This window comes from Yersinia proxima (assembly GCF_902170785.1).
GTDB classification, from domain to species: Bacteria; Pseudomonadota; Gammaproteobacteria; order Enterobacterales; family Enterobacteriaceae; genus Yersinia; species Yersinia proxima.
This window is the reverse complement of sequence record NZ_CABHYG010000004.1, coordinates 26,291-44,377: the sequence shown is the minus strand read 5'-3', so window position 1 is coordinate 44,377 and position 18,087 is coordinate 26,291. Positions and strand designations below refer to the sequence as shown.

The following is an 18,087-nucleotide window of genomic DNA, read 5'->3' as shown; positions in this document are numbered from 1 at the left end:
GAAGATATATATTCAAATGGTTCCATAAAGCGGTAGTACCCTTTATTATCCTCGATCACTTTGCTTTAGCAACAGGATCTAAACAGATTTCATGTATCAACCTGTCGCATTATTTATTGGCCTGCGTTATATGCGCGGGCGTGCATCTGACCGTTTTGGTCGGTTTGTGTCATGGCTTTCAACCATTGGTATCACACTCGGCGTGATGGCATTGATCACAGTGCTATCCGTGATGAATGGTTTCGAGCGCGATTTGCAGAATAATATTTTGGGAATGATGCCGCAGGCGCTGATTACCACGCCACAAGGCTCCCTTGACCCGAATAAAATTCCTGCATCATCGCTGCAATCACTGACGGGCGTTACTGATATTGTGCCGTTAACCACCGCTGATGTGGTGCTGCAAAGCGCGCGCAATCTCTCCGCCGGAGTGATGTTGGGGGTTGACCCCAATCAGCATGAACCTCTGGCCGATTACTTGGTGAATGTGCACCTGAAAGATTTACAGCCGGGTAGCTACAATATGATCCTCGGTGAAAAACTGGCCGGTCAATTGGGGGTTAAGCGCGGTGAGACACTGCGTCTGATGGTGCCAAGCGCCAGCCAATTCACCCCGATGGGGCGCATCCCTAGCCAACGCCTGTTTAATGTTATTGGCACATTTGCCGCCGACAGCGAAGTCGATGGCTACCAAATGCTGGTTAATCAGCAGGATGCATCACGTCTGATGCGCTATCCGGCAGGTAATATTACCGGTTGGCGTCTATTCCTTTCGCAACCGCTGTCCGTTGATAGTTTGAGTCAACAGGCCTTGCCAGAAGGCACGGTATGGAAAGATTGGCGTGAGCGTAAAGGCGAGCTTTTCCAGGCAGTACGGATGGAAAAGAACATGATGGGGTTGCTGCTTAGCCTGATTATCGCTGTTGCTGCCTTTAATATCATTACCTCTCTGGGCCTGTTAGTGATGGAAAAACAGGGCGAAGTGGCTATTTTGCAAACCCAGGGGCTAAGTCGTCGTCAAATTATGTTGGTGTTTATGGTACAGGGTGCCAGCGCAGGGGTTATTGGCGCGTTGCTCGGTGCCGGTTTGGGTATTTTGCTGGCCAGCCAATTGAACACCATTATCCCGGTTCTCGGATTATTGATTGATGGCGCGACCTTACCGGTGGAGATTAATCCGGTTCAGGTGACCGTGATTGCCCTGTTGGCAATGGCGATTGCTTTGCTTTCTACGCTTTATCCTTCCTGGCGCGCTGCCGCCGCACAACCTGCCGAGGCCTTACGCTATGAGTAATCATCCTTTATTACAGTGTTTAAACCTGTGCAAACGCTATCAGGAAGGTCAACTCCATACCGACGTCTTGCGTAATGTGTCGTTCACTATCGAAGCCGGTGAACTGATGGCGATTGTCGGCAGTTCCGGTTCAGGTAAAAGTACTCTATTGCACTTGTTGGGCGGGCTGGATTCACCGACTTCCGGTGAAGTGATTTATCAGGGGCGCTCGCTGAATCAAATGTCTTCCACGGCAAAAGCTGAGTTACGTAATCGTGAGTTAGGTTTTATCTATCAATTTCACCACTTACTGCCAGATTTTACTGCATTAGAAAATGTTGCTATGCCATTACTCATCGGCGGAGCCAAACCGAGTGAAGCGCAGGATAAAGCCCGCGAAATGTTGGTGGCTGTGGGGTTGGAGAAACGCAGCAAACATCGCCCGTCCGAACTATCAGGTGGTGAGCGTCAGCGGGTGGCGATTGCGCGCTCACTGGTGAATAACCCGTCGCTGGTGTTGGCTGATGAACCGACCGGTAACCTCGATCAACGGAATGCCGATAGTATCTTTAATTTGTTAGGTGAATTGAATGTTCGTCAAGGGACAGCCTTCTTAGTGGTCACCCACGATTTGCAATTGGCCAAGCGCATGAGTCGTCAGTTGGAAATGCGTGACGGCCAGCTACAGCAGCACTTGACGTTGGTGGGGGCGCAATAGTGGCCATTGGGATGGGCGTTTCGCCACTTTCACTGTTAATCGGTTTACGTTTTAGCCGTGGCCGTCGTCGCGGCGGGATGGTATCACTCATTTCGGTGATCTCCACCTTGGGCATTGCCTTGGGTGTGGCAGTATTGATCGTCGGCTTAAGTGCCATGAACGGCTTCGAACGTGAGCTGAAAAATCGTATTTTGGCGGTGGTGCCACACGGTGAAATTGCGGCGGTCAATCAGCCATTTAGCGGTTGGCCGCAAACCTTACAACGGGTTGAAAAAGTCCCCGGTATTGTGGCTGCAGCACCTTATATCAATTTCACCGGGTTGATTGAAAACGGCACACAGCTGCGCGCCGTGCAGGTCAAAGGTGTTGATCCCGAGGCTGAACAGCGACTTAGTGCCTTACCGAGCTTCGTCCTTGACCACGCCTGGGACAATTTCAAAGCCGGTCAGCAGCAGATTATTTTAGGTAAAGGCCTGGCCGATGCTCTGGGTGTGAAGCAGGGGTCATGGCTGACGGTGATGATCCCCAATAACGACCCTGAGATGAAATTGCTGCAACCCAAACGTATTCGTTTGCAAGTGGCGGGTGTTTTTCAATTGAGTGGGCAACTGGATCACAGCCTGGCATTAGTACCTTTAGTCGATGCGCAGCAGTATCTGGACATGGGTGACAGTGTCACTGGTATAGCCATAAAGGTCGATGATGTCTATAACGCCAACAAACTGGTACGCAGTGCCGGTGAGGTCACGAATGCCTATGTGTATATCAGCAGTTGGATTGGCACCTATGGCTATATGTATCGTGACATCCAAATGATTCGCACCATCATGTACTTAGCGATGATACTGGTTATCGGGGTTGCCAGCTTTAACATTGTTTCCACACTGGTAATGGCGGTTAAAGATAAAAGCAGCGATATCGCGGTGTTGCGTACATTAGGCGCTAAAGATGGCCTGATACGCGCCATCTTTATCTGGTATGGCTTGATGGCAGGGTTTATCGGCAGCGTTAGCGGGGCGGTCGCGGGAGTAATTATCTCTTTGCAATTAACCAATATTATCCGCGGGTTGGAAAAGATGATCGGGCATCAATTTTTATCGGGTGATATTTATTTCATCGACTTTTTGCCGTCAGAACTGCACTGGTTTGATGTGGCTTGTGTGCTGGCGACCGCATTGGTGTTGAGTTTAATTGCCAGTTGGTATCCGGCTCGTCGTGCCAGTCGTATTGATCCGGCGCGGGTGCTGAGCGGGCAATAATTATCCCCGTCATACTTCAAGCCGCATGTGCGTTGGCGGCCTTTGCGTACCCCAGTCACTTACTCATGTAAGCTCTTGGGGGTTGACTCAGTTGCCGCCTTCCTGCAACTCGATTTATTTAGGGTCTATAAGGATAACTTTATGTATTACGGTTTTGATATGGGCGGCACCAAAATTGAGTTAGGCGTTTTTGATGCTAACCTGCAACGAATCTGGCATAAGCGTGTCCCTACTCCGCGTGAAGACTACTCACAATTACTGCAAACATTACATGACCTGACACGGGAAGCCGATGAGTTTTGTGGTATTAAAGGCAGTGTGGGTATCGGCATTCCCGGCTTACCCAACGCCGATGATGGTACGGTATTCACGGCGAATGTGCCCGCGGCAATGGGGCAATCCTTGCAAGGTGACCTTTCCGGGTTAATCGGGCGCGAAGTTCGAATCGATAATGATGCTAACTGCTTTGCATTGTCGGAAGCCTGGGATCCTGAGTTTCGTCGCTATCCAACAGTATTAGGGTTGATTCTTGGTACTGGCGTCGGTGGCGGACTGATTGTGAACGGCAATATTGTCAGTGGGCGAAACCATATCACCGGCGAATTTGGTCATTTTCGTTTGCCAGTAGATGCACTGGATATTCTGGGTGCAGACATTCCACGAGTACCATGTGGTTGTGGGCATAATGGTTGTATTGAGAATTATATTTCAGGACGTGGTTTTGAGTGGATGTACAAACATTTCAACCAACAATCTTTGCCAGCGACTGAAATTATTGCAAACTATAACATCGGTGAATCCATGGCTATAGCTCATGTTGAGCGTTTTATGGATGTACTGGCTGTTTGCTTAGGTAATTTATTGACTATGCTGGACCCCCATCTCGTCGTCATCGGTGGTGGATTATCTAATTTCGAGCATATTTATCAAGAACTGCCAAAACGGCTGCCGCAACATTTGCTGCGAGTAGCCCGATTGCCGCGCATTGAAAAAGCGCGTTATGGTGATGCTGGTGGGGTTCGTGGAGCGGCGTTCCTGCATTTGTCTGAGCGTTAGTAAATCAATAGCAAATAACAATACCTAAAATAGAGGCAAAAGGTTATGCGCATTCGCCATCGGTTGTGTCGGTTTCGCAAGAATAAGCACTTGCGACATCAACGTTTTCGCTCCCGTATTTTTCATCGAGACAGTGCCGCAACATCCGAAATGAAAAAGCCGTTTGTGGTGGTTCTGACGGGGGCTGGTATCTCGGCCGAATCTGGTATTCGTACTTTCCGTGCGGCAGATGGTTTGTGGGAAGAGCATCAAGTGGAAGATGTCGCTACCCCTGAAGGGTATCGCCGTGACCCTGAACTGGTTCAGGCTTTTTATAATGCACGTCGCCGCCAGTTACAGCAGTCTGATATTGCACCAAATGCAGCCCATTTTGCATTAGCTGATTTGGAAGCCGTGCTGGGTGATAATTTCGTCCTGGTAACTCAGAATATAGATAATTTGCATGAGAGAGCGGGTAGTAAACGCGTTATTCATATGCATGGCGAGTTATTGAAAGTGCGCTGCACCCAGTCAGGCCAGGTACTGGATTGGCCGGGTGATCTCAGTGCGGATGAGCGCTGCCATTGTTGCCAATTCCCATCGCCACTGCGCCCACATATTGTGTGGTTTGGTGAGATGCCAATGGGCATGGATGAGATCTATCAGGCGCTGGCTAAGGCTGATTTCTTTATTTCAATTGGCACCTCCGGTCATGTCTATCCTGCTGCCGGGTTTGTCCATGAGTCGAGCTTGCATGGCGCTCATACTGTCGAGCTGAATCTTGAACCTAGCCAGGTCGAGAGTCAGTTTGATGAAAAACACTATGGTTTAGCCAGTAAAGTGGTTCCAGAATATGTGCGTGAATTCTTAACCACGCGCGGTGAAAACCGGCAAGGCGACTAATTACCCTACTTAATTGGTGCCGCAGCGTTGTTAGCGGCACTCACTCACCCGAATCACTAACTTGAGTCAGCTCAGCGGGATTTGTTCGTTGGCTGCCTGGCTGCAACTCCAATTACTTGGTTAATCTCTTGCTTAATTGGTGCCGCCGCGTGGTTAGCGGCTCTCGCTCAACTGACACCATTCCGATATTGTCTTTTTTATTCTGGCTTAAGTTTGTCTAAAACTGACCTGACGCAATATTTGATGGTGATCACTTCCCCATAATGATATTCACTATTATGAGGGTGGGCCCATGGACAAATTACTCGACCGCTTTTTCAACTATGTTTCTTTTGATACACAAGCAAAAGCCAATGTAAAATCCGTGCCGAGCACTGAAGGGCAGCGCAAGCTGGCTCTGGCGTTACAACATGAGTTGCAGACATTGGGATTTTCTCACGTGAGTTTGAGTGAGCACGGCTGTGTAATGGCAACTTTGCCTGCAAATGTTTCCTGGCCGGTTCCTACCATTGGTTTTATTGCCCATCTTGATACTTCACCTGATTTCTCGGGTAAAAATGTTAATCCACAGATTGTAGAAAATTACCGTGGTGGTGATATTGCTTTGGGGATGGGCGATGAGGTTTTATCGCCGGTCATGTTCCCCATATTGCATCAACTGCTAGGGCATACCCTGATTACCACTGATGGTAAAACCTTATTGGGCGCGGATGATAAAGCGGGTATCGCGGAAATCATCACCGCAATGGTGCGTTTAAAGCGCAGCAATGTGCCTCATGGTGATATTCGTATTGCTTTCACCCCGGATGAAGAAGTGGGAAAAGGTGCGCGTTTCTTTAATGTGGACGAATTTAATGCACAGTGGGCTTATACCGTGGATGGCGGCGGTGTGGGGGAGTTGGAGTTTGAGAACTTCAATGCTGCATCGGTGACAATAAAGATTGTCGGTAATAATGTGCATCCCGGGAGTGCTAAAGGGGTAATGGTCAATGCGCTATCACTGGCAACCCGCTTCCATCAGGAATTACCCGTTGATGAAACCCCTGAAAACACTGAAGGATATGAAGGTTTCTATCATCTACAAAGCATTAAAGGCACGGTCGAACGGGCAGAAATGCACTATATCGTGCGAGATTTTAATCGCGATGGTTTTGAAGCGCGCAAGAAAAACATGGTGGATATTGCTAAACGGGTAGGAAAAGGGTTACACCGTGATTGCTATATTGAAATCATTATAGATGATAGTTATTACAATATGCGTGAGCATATTATTAAACATCCACATATCATCGAAATAGCTCAACAGGCGATGCAGGATTGTGATATTACCCCCATCATGAAGCCGATACGTGGCGGTACTGACGGTGCGCAGTTATCCTTCCTCGGTTTACCTTGTCCAAATATCTTCACAGGTGGCTATAATTATCATGGTAAACATGAGTTTATAACGCTGGAAGGGATGGAAAAAGCGGTAGCGGTTATTATGCGAATTGCTGAGTTGACCGCTAAACGAGCTAAAGAGTTATCAGTCTGACCGACTGATAAAAATGCCCCGTCTAGCGGGGCATTTTGGCGGAATAAGCTAGAAATATCAGTCGTTAAAATACCAATAGCCGTTGTTTACCAACGCAGTGAGCATTGCCAGGAAAGACGGGTCTTCCAGTGCATCACCCAACTTCTGCGCATCTACGCTAAAGTGTTGGCATAAGGCATCGGCGGCTTGCCTGTGTGGTGTATTAATCAACTCACCATTAGCAAAGCATTGATCACCAATACGTAGAACACGTAATCCGGTAAGGCGTTGTAATTCGTCACCTTGTTGCAATAGCTCATAGACATCACCCGCCTGATAAGGCGGCTCTGGTGGCGCGATATCCAATTCATGGCGCGATTGAGAAATAAATTCGCCAAACCAGCTTTGGAAATCTTCTGGTTGCTGGACTAAATCGAGCATCATCGCACGAAGTTTATCGACTTCTTGTGGCAACACTTCCGCCGGATGTTCGCGTAATTGCAAATCTGGATCACTGTAACGGTAACTGCCCAGCTCGCGTGAAAGCACATAGTCAGCAAAGCCACTCACCAGCTCCCGGCCATTAGGCGCGCGAAAACCAACTGAATAATTCAATGCATTTTCAAGCGCATAGCCTTCATGCGGGAAACCTGGCGGGATATAGAGAATATCGCCGGGTTCCATTTCTTCATCAATAATGGCGTCAAACGGCCCAACTTGCAGCAAATCAGGATGGGGACAATGTTGCTTCATTTCCGTTTTCTCACCGACCCGCCAGCGGCGACGCCCTGTGCCCTGAATGATAAAGACATCATACTGGTCAAAATGCGGGCCGACGCCACCACCCGGAACGGAGAAAGAGATCATTAAATCGTCCATACGCCAGTCTGAAAGCGGGCGGAATGGGCGCATTAACGCGGCTGCGGGTTCATGCCAATGATCAACCGCTTGTACCAGTAATGACCAATTAGTTTCACCTAAGTGATCAAAGCTCTCAAATGGGCCATGGCTCACTTCCCAGCGGCCATCTTCATGACTCACCAGACGACTGTCGACTTCATTCTCCATTGCTAAGCCAGCAAGTTCATCTGGTGAGAGTGGATCAATAAAGTTTTTAAAGCCACGTTTGAGGATGACGGGGCGCTTCTGCCAATAGCGTTGCAGGAAATCAGGCCAATCGAGACTGAGTTGGTAATCCATGTTTATTCCAGGAGAGGGGTGAACTTGCGGATGATTATAACGGATGCCTGTCATCAGTATCAGGTATTAGCAGGCAAATTTTATTAATCGGCATGATAATCATTTTGCTGGCCAAAGGTTACCATCATCCTCGCCCCGCCGAGAGGACTTTCAGTAATAGTTATTTTACCTTGATATTGTTCAATAATTTCGGCCGCAACGGATAATCCAAGCCCTTGACCAGGTCGTAACGTATCCACTCGCTGGCCGCGCTGGAAAATCAATTGCCGTTTACTTTCTGGGATGCCAGGGCCATCATCGTCAACGACAATAGTGAGTTGTTTTTCTGAGTGCAGGGCGGTTATTTCGACGAATTCCAGGCAATACTTGCAGGCATTTTCCAGAACATTACCCATCACTTCCATAAAGTCATTTTGTTCCCCAAGGAAAGTTACCTCTGGTGAAATGTCCAACGTCAAGACCACCCCTTTGCGCTGATAAACTTTATTCAGTGCGCTGCACAGGCTATCGAGTAGGGCGGGAACCGAATGAATCTCGCGAATCAACACGTTATGTTCGGAGCGCATACTGGCCCGATGCAGATAATAGCCAATTTGCTGAGAGATACGGCTTATCTGCTCAAGCATAATAGGCTCGACCTCCTCAATGGTTGTTTGCTTACCAGTGCGTAAAGAACGTAGCGTTGTTTGTAATACCGCTAGTGGGGTTTTGAGACTATGAGTGAGGTCGGATAGCGTCGTGCGGTATTTGGTATAACGCTGGCGTTCATTAGTAAGCAAAATATTGAGATTTCTAACCAAACTCTGCAATTCCTGAGGTGGATTTTCATCCAACTGATCGCGTTCACCTTTCTCTAGCTGGCTTATCTGACTGACCAGCGCTTTAATGGGCCTTAGACTCCAATAGGCTGCAAGCCAAAGCAAGGGAACAACTAGCAGTAAATTTGCCAATAAGACATAACTAAACCAGTTCCAAACTAAATCTGAGCGCTGCAACTCCTGTGGGATAGTATCTACAACCACAATCGTGAGCTGTGGCAAATGGGACGTCGCGGGATAAGTATTAACGGATACAGAGTGGGTCAGAGCGCTGTTATCCGTTTCGTCATATTTTTTTAGTTGGTCTTGTGCTTTCGGGTTATCACCCAACATCATGCTACTGATTTGTGTTCCTGTGTCCAGCTCGTAAAATCCCGGTTTTTGTAACCAGCTTTTCTCTATACGGGATTCAAGCTCAGGTACATGCCGCTGACGCCAGAGAATATTGCCATCTTTATCGTAAATCAGAACCAGAGTGGGGATATTTAACTCAAGTTCAGGTGGAACAGAGATGCTCAGCTTATTATCATGCCACTGGGCCAGACTGAAAAATAAATTACTTTCCCCTCGGTGGGCGCTAAAGGTATTTTTATCAAAACTGACGATATAGCCGACGACGGCGACCATTCCATAAGACAACGACAGCGCTAAGATGACACCTGCTGTTGCCATAAGAAAACGAGCACGAAGGGAGAATGGTTTGTTATTTTTTCGGAACATGATGTCTAGTTGGCGTCAAAACGGTATCCCTGACCACGGATGGTCGTAATCACTTCGCTTTCATGTTCTGCCTGCAGTTTTTTACGCAAACGACCCATTAATACATCAATAGTATGGCTCTCACGTAGTTCTGCATCAGGATAGAGTTGCAGCATGAGTGTATCTTTGCTGACCACTTTCCCTGCATTACGAATAAGAGTTTCAATGATAGTGTACTCGAAAGCAGTCAGTTTAATCTGCTGCTGATTGACACACAGCTCTCGACGTGAAAGATCAATTTGAAACGGAGGAAACTCAATAACTTGGGATGCTAAGCCGATATTGCGTCGCATCAAAGCCTGAATTCGCGCAATAACTTCTTCAAGATGAAAAGGCTTGGTGACATAATCATCTGCACCAGCTTCAAGTACCGCAACTTTATCTTGCCAACTTTCCCGCGCAGTTAGCACCAGAATTGGCAGGTTTGTCTGATGACTACGCCAACGACGGATAAGGCTCAAACCATCTTCACCCGGTAAGCCAAGGTCAATGATGGCGATATCTGGAGCATGTTCCTGCAAGAAATAGTCTGCCTCTTTGGCATCTTCAGCTGCATCAACCTGATGGCCCATTTCGCGCATTTGCACCGTAAGGTGGTGACGCAGCAATGCATTATCTTCGACAACTAAAACCCGCATACCACATTCCTCGATGAGACGTTGATCGGGTACGTTAATATTACCCGATCAGTTAAACATTAAAACAGTGACTTAGAAAGTGTAACGCAAACCTGCCTGCATTGCCTGATCACTGACTTTCCAGTTATGGTAGGTATAACCTACTTCAGCTGCGAGGTTTTGCGTTAGGGCGTAGTCTGTTACTATCCGCGCTTCATGGAATGCTCGTCCATCATAGTTTGCTAAGCGGTAGGCAACATCCAGACCGAAGTTCTGTGATAACTTGCTTTTGACACCGATTTCGCCGGTGGCGCTATTGTAGGTATTGGTTTTTTTGCCATCTTTGCTGGCATCAAATGTTATTGCATGGCGACTGCCACCCACTAAAGTATAAAAATCAATATTGGGGGAGAACGCAAAATGATAGCCCAGTCCAAGAACCGCTTCAGCAAGGCTACGGTCATCATTACCGATACCGCTTAGGCGGCCATCAAGGAACAGGTCGTTCTCAAAACCGTACCCACCATTAAGATAGATCCCAGCCATGTCTCGATTACCTATATGGCTGGAATTACTTTGATTAAATTGCTTATCAAAACGTGCATTACTATTGATAGCACCATATTGCAACCCGCCAGATACATAAGTGTAATCAGCAGCCATAGTGCTAGTGCAGATGCCCATAAGGGTCAGGGAAAGTAGTGTTTTCTTCAACATATGATAATAACTCCTGTAATTGTAACGTCCTTTTGACATCGCGAATATTATCAATGACTACGACTAAACCGGGACTAAACAGGGGAGTATGCAGGAGAATAAGAAAGAATAGGGGTAATACAGATGGCTGTTGGACTGCCATCTGTATTTGAGATTAATGCATTACTTCAACTCATCGACCATTGTTGTGGCACGACCAATGTAATTGGCCGGCGTCATGGCTTTCAAGCGGGTTTTTTCTGCTTCCGGCAGCGCAAGGCTGTCGATAAAGGCTTGCATGCCCGCCGCATCAACACGTTTCCCTCGGGTCAATTCTTTCAATTTTTCGTATGGTTTTTCAATGCCATAGCGGCGCATAACTGTTTGAATCGGCTCGGCCAAAACTTCCCAGTTGTGATCCAGTTCTTCCAATAGGTGCGCTTCGTTGACTTCCAGTTTGCTAATGCCTTTCATGGTCGCTTGATAGGCAATCAACGCATAACCCAAGCCTACACCCAAGTTACGCAACACGGTGGAATCCGTCAGGTCGCGCTGCCAGCGCGAAACAGGGAGTTTGCTGGCTAAATGGCCCAGCACTGCGTTGGACAGGCCCAGATTACCCTCTGAGTTTTCAAAATCAATTGGGTTCACTTTATGTGGCATGGTGCTTGAGCCAATTTCGCCAGCAATGGTTTTTTGCTTGAAATGATTCAATGCAATGTAACCCCAGATATCGCGGTCAAAATCGATCAAGATAGTATTGAAACGAGCCACGCAGTCAAATAGTTCGGCAATATAGTCATGCGGTTCAATTTGCGTAGTGTATGGGTTCCAGTTGATGCCCAGTGACGTGACAAAACTTTCGCTAAATTGATGCCAATCTACTTCAGGATAAGCAATGATGTGAGCATTATAGTTACCTACTGCGCCATTGATTTTGCCTAAAATCTCAACTTGTGACAGTTGACGGAATTGACGTTCCATCCGGTATGCGACGTTCGCCAGCTCTTTACCAATCGTGGACGGTGTTGCTGGTTGCCCATGGGTACGGGACAACAGTGGCAAGTCACGATACTGGTGAGCCAGGGCTTTAATGGAGTCAATAATTTTGCGCCATTCAGGCAAAATCACATCCTGGCGTGCCGTTTGCAGCATTAAAGCGTGTGACAAGTTATTGATATCTTCTGAAGTGCAGGCGAAGTGGATAAATTCTGATACGGCTTGCAATGCCGGAACACTTGCTACTTTCTCTTTCAAAAAGTATTCAACCGCTTTTACATCATGATTCGTGGTGCGTTCAATGGTTTTGATGCGTTGTGCATCTTGTTCATTGAATTTATCCACAATCTCATCAAGGTAAGCGTTTGCGTTGGCATCAAAAGCCGGAACTTCTTTGATTTCTGCACAGGCGGCCAGTTTTTGCAGCCAACGTACTTCGACCTGCACGCGAAATTTCAGCAAACCAAATTCACTAAAGATTGGGCGCAGTGCGCTGACTTTGTCGCCGTAGCGTCCATCAATTGGGGAAACGGCGGTCAGTGAGGATAATTCCATCGGTGGCAACTCCTGAGAAAGGATTTCAAATATGAGCAAGAATACTCTGCGCCTGCTTAAACAGGCGATTTCGCGAGAACATTAACTGCAAGCGGCTTCCGCCGACTTGTTGCCAAAGCACGGCTGAGCGGATACCCGCTAGCAGGGTGGCACGAATTTTTGCTTGCACCAGTGTGCTTTGTAAAATAGCGGGTGAGCCAATAACCTGAATACGCGGGCCGAGTGGACTGATAACATCCGTATAAATGGCAGCCAGCGAACTCATCATTGTTTCCGATTCAAGATCGAAATGCGCCAATTGGCGATCAAGCTGGCTAATGCGATCACCCAAGGTGTTCATGGCCGACTTGTTGGCATTGAGTTTTCGCTCCAACACCATCAGGCTCAGGGTATAGCGAGTCAGTTCCGCTGCTGGCCCCTGACGGTTGGCATTTAACACACTTTGCAGTGTTTCTAATCCCATTTTCAAGGATTGTTCATTGCCGCCATAGACGGCCAAAGTGGAAGGTGGGTTGGTTTGTAGCAACCCACTGAGCACCGTATTCAATGCATCATTATCGCATTGGCCTTCATGCGCCAGTTGCTGAACCAAGCGAGCTGACTGGCAGATTCCGGCCAATGCCAACGTAATATCATAATAATTTTTCGCCACGGTTACTCCTGTAAACGTTCTGGTTCATGTTCATTGCTGGGTTGGGTTAGTTTGCGGCTGAACCTGGCAGTGGATAACGCTCTTCTATAATACCGCCACCGAGACAGACTTCAGCTTGATAGAAGACCGCCGACTGACCTGGTGTGACTGCCGCTACGGGTTCATCAAACCGAACCTCAACACGTTCGTCATCCAATGGTGTCACGGTGCAGGGAATGTCCTGCTGGCGATAACGAGTTTTCACCACACAACGGAAAGCAGCAGTGACAGGCTCTCTATCAACCCAATGTAACTGTTGTGCAATCAGGCCAACAGACATTAAACGCGGGTGTTCATGTCCCTGAGCTACCAGCAAGATGTTATTGGCAACATCTTTATCCACCACATACCACGGATCATCCCCACCCTCTTTGGTGCCGCCAATCCCTAAACCTTTACGCTGTCCCAAGGTGTGATACATCAAACCCTGATGTTCGCCCACATGCTGGCCATCTACGGTCATGATTGGGCCGGGTTGCGCGGGCAGATAGCGGCCCAGGAAATCACGGAATTTGCGCTCGCCGATAAAGCAGATACCGGTTGAGTCTTTTTTCTTGGCGGTGACCAGGTCAAGTTGCTCAGCAATGCGGCGAACTTCAGGCTTTTCTAGTTCACCAACAGGAAACAGGCTTTGAGCGAGCTGTTCGTGGCTTAATGTGTAGAGGAAATAACTTTGGTCTTTATTGCCATCAAGGCCGCGTAACAAGCGACTTTTACCGTTAACATCCTGACGACGCACATAATGGCCGGTAGCAATATAGTCCGCACCCAAATCTTCTGCGGCGAACTCGAGGAACGCTTTAAATTTGATTTCTTTATTACACAGAATATCGGGGTTAGGGGTGCGCCCGGCTTTGTATTCTTCCAGGAACAATTCGAACACGTTATCCCAGTATTCTGCGGCAAAATTGACGGTGTGTAACTCCATGCCCAGTTTGTCGCATACCGCTTGAGCATCGGCCAAATCGGTCGCTGCTGAGCAATACTCTTCGCCATCATCCTCTTCCCAGTTTTTCATGAACAAACCAGCGACTTGGTAACCTTGTTGCTGGAGCAGGTAGGCGGAAACGGAAGAATCGACACCGCCGGACATACCGACGATTACTTTTTTCTGGCTGTTATCTGACATGGGAGTCTCACTTACGTAAATACCTAAAGCCCCAATGAAGGCTGTGACGGATAATATTCTCCGACTCACTTTTCAGCGCGGCAGGGCATTATAAAAACAAGCGCCGGATTTTATCACGTTGACTGCGATGCTGCATGGTAGATTCGCACTCTTAATGAAATTACCTGAGTGAATCAAATCTGACGGTTATAAGGGCCAGTTGAATGAACCAACGACATCAAGTGAATAACGCTCAGGTTGCAGATAACAACGGATACTTTCCGCCACTAAAGGTGAGCGTAAATTATCTGATTGCAGGATTTCATCGGCGGTGAGCCACAGGCAGCGGTCGATATCATCGTCATGTGGGTGAGTGGGCAATGGGGCCAGTAGCTCAATAACAAAAGCGAAACGCAGGAAGGGGGTTTTATCCGGCGCTATCCACTGGTGCATACGCAGAAAATATTGCGGGGTGGCTCGAATACCGGTTTCCTCCCACAACTCTCTTTCCGCCGCTTGCAGTAGAGTTTCATCGGCTTCCAAATGACCTGCGGGCTGATTCCATAATTTTTTGCCATTGATGGTCTCTTCGACAATCAAAAATTTCCCCTGAGCATGCACGACACAAGCCACGGTAACATGGGGCTTAAACATGGTTTATCTCCTTCCATTCGCCGGGCTGTAGATCGCCAAGGCTTAAATTACCCATACTAAAACGTATCAGACGAAGGGTAGGGAAGCCAATATGGGCGGTCATTCTGCGAACCTGCCGATTGCGGCCTTCGAAAAGTGTTATTTTTAACCAACTTGTTGGGATGGCTTTGCGCTCTCGAATAGGTGGATGTCGTGGCCATAACCACTCAGGTTCGCTAACCAGCTCAGCACCAGCGGGCAAAGTAGGGCCATCTTTTAAGGTTACCCCAACTCTTAATTGACTGAGTGCATCTTCGTCAGGCACTCCTTCAACTTGCACAAAATAAACTTTACCGGTTTTCTGGGCCGGTTGCGTCAGCCTGGCTTGCAGTTTGCCATCATTAGTCAATACCAGTAAACCTTCGCTATCCCGATCGAGTCGCCCAGCCGCATAAACATCGTTAAAAGGGATAAATTCCTTCAAAGTTGAGCGTCCAGACTCATCGGTAAACTGGGGTAACACATCAAAAGGCTTGTTGAATAACAGTACACGTCGAGGGGCGATGGGCTTCACCTGTTTCGCCAGTGTCTTGGTGCTGAATCGGTTAACTTTGTGATTTTTAACAGAGAATTTATTCATGATTATTGCGATTTCGGATGATTAGCGCATTATACCTCAATCTGTTTCGGATTGGCGCGGAACGAATATTCAAGTAGTATTGACACGAATCTTACAAGGCATTAACAAAATTGCGCTGAAGGAGAGGTTGATGGAAAGCAAAGTAGTTGTTCCGGCAGAAGGTAAGAAAATTACTGTCGATGCTCAGGGTAAACTGGTTGTTCCGCATAATCCGATCATTCCATTTATTGAAGGTGACGGCATTGGCGTTGATGTGACCCCGGCCATGATCAATGTGGTAGATGCTGCGGTTAAGAAAGCCTATAAAGGTGAGCGTAAAATTTCCTGGATGGAAATTTACACCGGTGAGAAATCAACGCATGTTTATGGCAAAGATGTTTGGCTGCCAGAAGAAACATTGGACTTGATTCGTGAGTACCGCGTTGCAATTAAAGGCCCCTTGACCACGCCAGTGGGTGGCGGTATTCGTTCTCTGAACGTGGCTTTGCGCCAACAACTCGACTTGTATGTGTGCCTGCGCCCAGTGCGTTATTACGAAGGTACTCCAAGCCCGGTAAAACACCCTGAATTGACCAATATGGTGATCTTCCGCGAAAACGCAGAAGATATCTATGCGGGTATCGAATGGAAAGCCGGTTCACCAGAAGCTGAAAAAGTGATTAAGTTCCTGCGTGAAGAGATGGGCGTGAAGAAAATCCGTTTCCCTGAACAATGCGGTATCGGTGTAAAACCCTGTTCAGAAGAAGGGACTAAGCGTTTGGTACGTGCTGCAATTGAGTATGCAATTACCAACGATCGTGAATCAGTCACCCTGGTTCATAAAGGCAACATTATGAAATTCACCGAAGGCGCATTTAAAGACTGGGGTTACCAGTTAGCGCGTGAGGAATTTGGTGGTGAGCTGATCGATGGCGGCCCTTGGGTTAAAATCAAGAATCCAAACAACGGTAAGGACATCATTGTTAAAGATGTTATTGCCGATGCTTTCCTGCAACAGATCCTGCTGCGTCCGGCTGAATATGATGTTATCGCGTGTATGAACCTGAATGGTGATTATATTTCTGATGCATTGGCTGCACAAGTTGGCGGTATCGGTATTGCCCCAGGTGCTAATATTGGTGATGAGTGCGCATTGTTTGAAGCGACTCATGGTACAGCACCGAAATATGCGGGTCAGGATAAAGTGAACCCAGGTTCTATTATTCTGTCCGCAGAAATGATGCTGCGTCACATGGGTTGGTTCGAAGCCGCAGACCTGATTATTAAAGGAACCGAAGGCGCTATCCAGGCCAAGACGGTCACTTATGATTTTGAACGTCTGATGGAAGGTGCTAAGTTACTGAAATGTAGTGAATTTGGCGACGCCATTATTCAACACATGTAATAACGCTTCGAGTGCAATATCTCACGGAGGCTTCGGCTTCCGTGAGTTTTTAAAGCTCCACTAAATGTTCCTGCAAAACTCCTGCAAACCCCCCCCCTGCAAAACTGTCTAGAAAGTAACCTGATTTAAACAGCTAAAACAGTCCATTCTTTACCTCGATCGTCATTGTATTTATCTGTCATTGCCTGATTTTTATGTCCGAGTAATGTCTTGGTATCTACCTATCTGGCAGATCTACTCAAAGATTTTGACGGTGATGTGAATAAGCCGGTAGCGTCCTACAATTGGGGACAGAATAACGTCCATAAACATGGATTAGGAAAAGCCCCCACCGAGACGCGTAACTATCTCCAGAAGATTATGCCGGACTTACCTGCCGTTGATCCTCAGTAAGGCGAGTTAACTAGCGGCCCCTCGGATATTAACGTATTACCTCCAACATCTATAAACGCTCCACAACAAAACTCTGTCGGTGGTGCTGATCAGATTGCTAGCGCTATCGCCCAGGCTATAGAGATAACAAACCAGAAGTAGAATTGACGATTATTGATAGTCGAACGGGTGAGCTCCAGGTTATTGCCGGGAATCAAAGTGGAAAGGTAACAACTTCCATTAACTATCCATAACCTGATAGTATATGAAAAATACAATTTTAGGGGATAGAAATGAGTGCTTGGCAAACTTTGTTATTTTTCTTCTTTGTTTTTCTGGTAGCTTTATTTTATTCATTCAAAAAAGAACCATCCAGAAAGCGGACTGTAATGAGGTTTATTGCTATAGGGATTGCGGTCTGTGGCGGGATAATATTCTTTATACTTTATAATAAAATGCAAGAGTTAAAAGTTTGCCCCAGTGATGTAGATAATTTTTATGCGAAGAATGGAACACTATGTTTTAATTATCAAAATATATCAAAAATGATTAATGAGCAAAAGCAGATGGAAATTGCCAGCTTCAGGATTGTTAATCCTAATTTAGTCGTTATAGAAACCCCTAATAATGGCCGGTTCAAAATAACAAAGGAATCCGGTGAGGATGGGTTTTATATTAACCCACTGGAATGAAAAATTATCAATCAATAATTACTGAAGATATTGACCCGCCATGTGCGGGTTTTTCATTTCTGGATAAGATAAAATGTCACTGCATCAGCAATGCACTTTCTGATTTATTAGATACAGCATCGTTAGGTATTTATTTTGCGGGGTATGATTTCTAATGAAATTATATGTGCAATTTTCTGATGAAACAGAAATAAAAGTTATCTCTTGGTTTTCATCGCCGCA

At 47.0% G+C, this 18,087-nt stretch carries 18 protein-coding genes; 9 read left to right on the top strand and 9 right to left on the bottom strand.

The window, feature by feature from the left end; genetic code table 11:
- Positions 1 to 91 precede the first annotated feature (91 nt).
- The 6 genes from lolC (at position 92) to pepT (ending at position 6,722) form a co-directional block, all read left to right on the top strand.
- A complete protein-coding gene (gene lolC / locus FTB31_RS02275; RefSeq protein ID WP_050078808.1) occupies positions 92 to 1,294 on the top strand; it encodes a lipoprotein-releasing ABC transporter permease subunit LolC in 1,203 nt (400 codons plus the stop codon).
- The gene (gene lolD, locus FTB31_RS02270; RefSeq protein WP_050078809.1) at positions 1,287 to 1,991 is read left to right on the top strand and encodes a lipoprotein-releasing ABC transporter ATP-binding protein LolD; all 705 of its coding nucleotides are present in this window, start codon (positions 1,287 to 1,289) and stop codon (positions 1,989 to 1,991) included. Before lolC ends, lolD begins: the two co-directional genes overlap by 8 nt.
- 11 nt (positions 1,992 to 2,002) lie before the next feature.
- The gene (lolE, locus tag FTB31_RS02265; RefSeq protein WP_227722069.1) at positions 2,003 to 3,250 is read left to right on the top strand and encodes a lipoprotein-releasing ABC transporter permease subunit LolE; all 1,248 of its coding nucleotides are present in this window, start codon (positions 2,003 to 2,005) and stop codon (positions 3,248 to 3,250) included.
- 141 nt (positions 3,251 to 3,391) lie between these two features.
- Positions 3,392 to 4,306, top strand: a complete 915-nt coding sequence (nagK, locus tag FTB31_RS02260) for an N-acetylglucosamine kinase (RefSeq protein ID WP_050078810.1) — start codon at positions 3,392 to 3,394, stop codon at positions 4,304 to 4,306.
- A 45-nt stretch (positions 4,307 to 4,351) separates the two neighbouring features.
- Entirely contained in the window at positions 4,352 to 5,188 is an 837-nt protein-coding gene (cobB, locus tag FTB31_RS02255; protein WP_050078811.1) for a Sir2 family NAD+-dependent deacetylase, read from the top strand.
- A gap of 292 nt (positions 5,189 to 5,480) precedes the next feature.
- Entirely contained in the window at positions 5,481 to 6,722 is a 1,242-nt protein-coding gene (gene pepT / locus FTB31_RS02250) for a peptidase T (protein ID WP_050078812.1), read from the top strand.
- Positions 6,723 to 6,779: 57 nt separating this feature from the next.
- Here pepT and FTB31_RS02245 read toward each other — a convergent pair whose 3' ends face one another.
- From FTB31_RS02245 to rluE, 9 genes are all read right to left on the bottom strand, one after another.
- A complete protein-coding gene (locus tag FTB31_RS02245) occupies positions 6,780 to 7,901 on the bottom strand; it encodes a ribosomal protein uL16 3-hydroxylase (protein WP_050078813.1) in 1,122 nt (373 codons plus the stop codon).
- 83 nt (positions 7,902 to 7,984) lie between these two features.
- Positions 7,985 to 9,439 carry a two-component system sensor histidine kinase PhoQ gene (gene phoQ / locus FTB31_RS02240; RefSeq protein WP_077173970.1) on the bottom strand — a complete coding sequence of 485 codons (1,455 nt, stop codon included), beginning with the start codon at positions 9,437 to 9,439 and terminating at the stop codon, positions 7,985 to 7,987.
- Positions 9,440 to 9,444: 5 nt separating this feature from the next.
- Positions 9,445 to 10,116, bottom strand: a complete 672-nt coding sequence (phoP, locus tag FTB31_RS02235) for a two-component system response regulator PhoP (protein WP_050078815.1) — start codon at positions 10,114 to 10,116, stop codon at positions 9,445 to 9,447.
- Between the two features lie 72 nt (positions 10,117 to 10,188).
- A complete protein-coding gene (locus FTB31_RS02230) occupies positions 10,189 to 10,812 on the bottom strand; it encodes a YPO1635 family putative outer membrane beta-barrel protein (protein ID WP_050078816.1) in 624 nt (207 codons plus the stop codon).
- Positions 10,813 to 10,974: 162 nt separating this feature from the next.
- Positions 10,975 to 12,345: an adenylosuccinate lyase gene (gene purB / locus FTB31_RS02225; RefSeq protein ID WP_077173971.1), complete on the bottom strand. Its 1,371-nt coding sequence runs from the start codon at positions 12,343 to 12,345 to the stop codon at positions 10,975 to 10,977.
- A gap of 25 nt (positions 12,346 to 12,370) precedes the next feature.
- A complete protein-coding gene (hflD, locus tag FTB31_RS02220; protein WP_005170635.1) occupies positions 12,371 to 12,997 on the bottom strand; it encodes a high frequency lysogenization protein HflD in 627 nt (208 codons plus the stop codon).
- A gap of 46 nt (positions 12,998 to 13,043) precedes the next feature.
- Positions 13,044 to 14,165 carry a tRNA 2-thiouridine(34) synthase MnmA gene (gene mnmA / locus FTB31_RS02215; protein ID WP_077173972.1) on the bottom strand — a complete coding sequence of 374 codons (1,122 nt, stop codon included), beginning with the start codon at positions 14,163 to 14,165 and terminating at the stop codon, positions 13,044 to 13,046.
- A 186-nt stretch (positions 14,166 to 14,351) separates the two neighbouring features.
- Positions 14,352 to 14,798 carry an NUDIX hydrolase gene (locus tag FTB31_RS02210; protein WP_077294794.1) on the bottom strand — a complete coding sequence of 149 codons (447 nt, stop codon included), beginning with the start codon at positions 14,796 to 14,798 and terminating at the stop codon, positions 14,352 to 14,354.
- Complete coding sequence (rluE, locus tag FTB31_RS02205) at positions 14,791 to 15,417, bottom strand: 23S rRNA pseudouridine(2457) synthase RluE (RefSeq protein ID WP_077294791.1); 627 nt, start codon at positions 15,415 to 15,417, stop codon at positions 14,791 to 14,793. The genes FTB31_RS02210 and rluE overlap by 8 nt, the downstream gene beginning before the upstream one ends.
- A 130-nt stretch (positions 15,418 to 15,547) precedes the next feature.
- On the opposite strand from rluE, the gene icd reads away from it, so the two are divergent.
- The 3 genes from icd to FTB31_RS02190 all read left to right on the top strand — a co-directional run bounded on the left by icd (position 15,548) and on the right by FTB31_RS02190 (position 17,865).
- Positions 15,548 to 16,801, top strand: coding sequence for an NADP-dependent isocitrate dehydrogenase (gene icd / locus FTB31_RS02200; RefSeq protein ID WP_077294788.1), 1,254 nt, complete (start codon positions 15,548 to 15,550; stop codon positions 16,799 to 16,801).
- 258 nt (positions 16,802 to 17,059) lie between these two features.
- Entirely contained in the window at positions 17,060 to 17,194 is a 135-nt protein-coding gene (locus FTB31_RS02195; RefSeq protein WP_407083946.1) for a lysozyme family protein, read from the top strand.
- Between the two features lie 272 nt (positions 17,195 to 17,466).
- Positions 17,467 to 17,865: a hypothetical protein gene (locus FTB31_RS02190; protein WP_050078823.1), complete on the top strand. Its 399-nt coding sequence runs from the start codon at positions 17,467 to 17,469 to the stop codon at positions 17,863 to 17,865.
- The last annotated feature ends 222 nt before the right edge of the window (positions 17,866 to 18,087 follow it).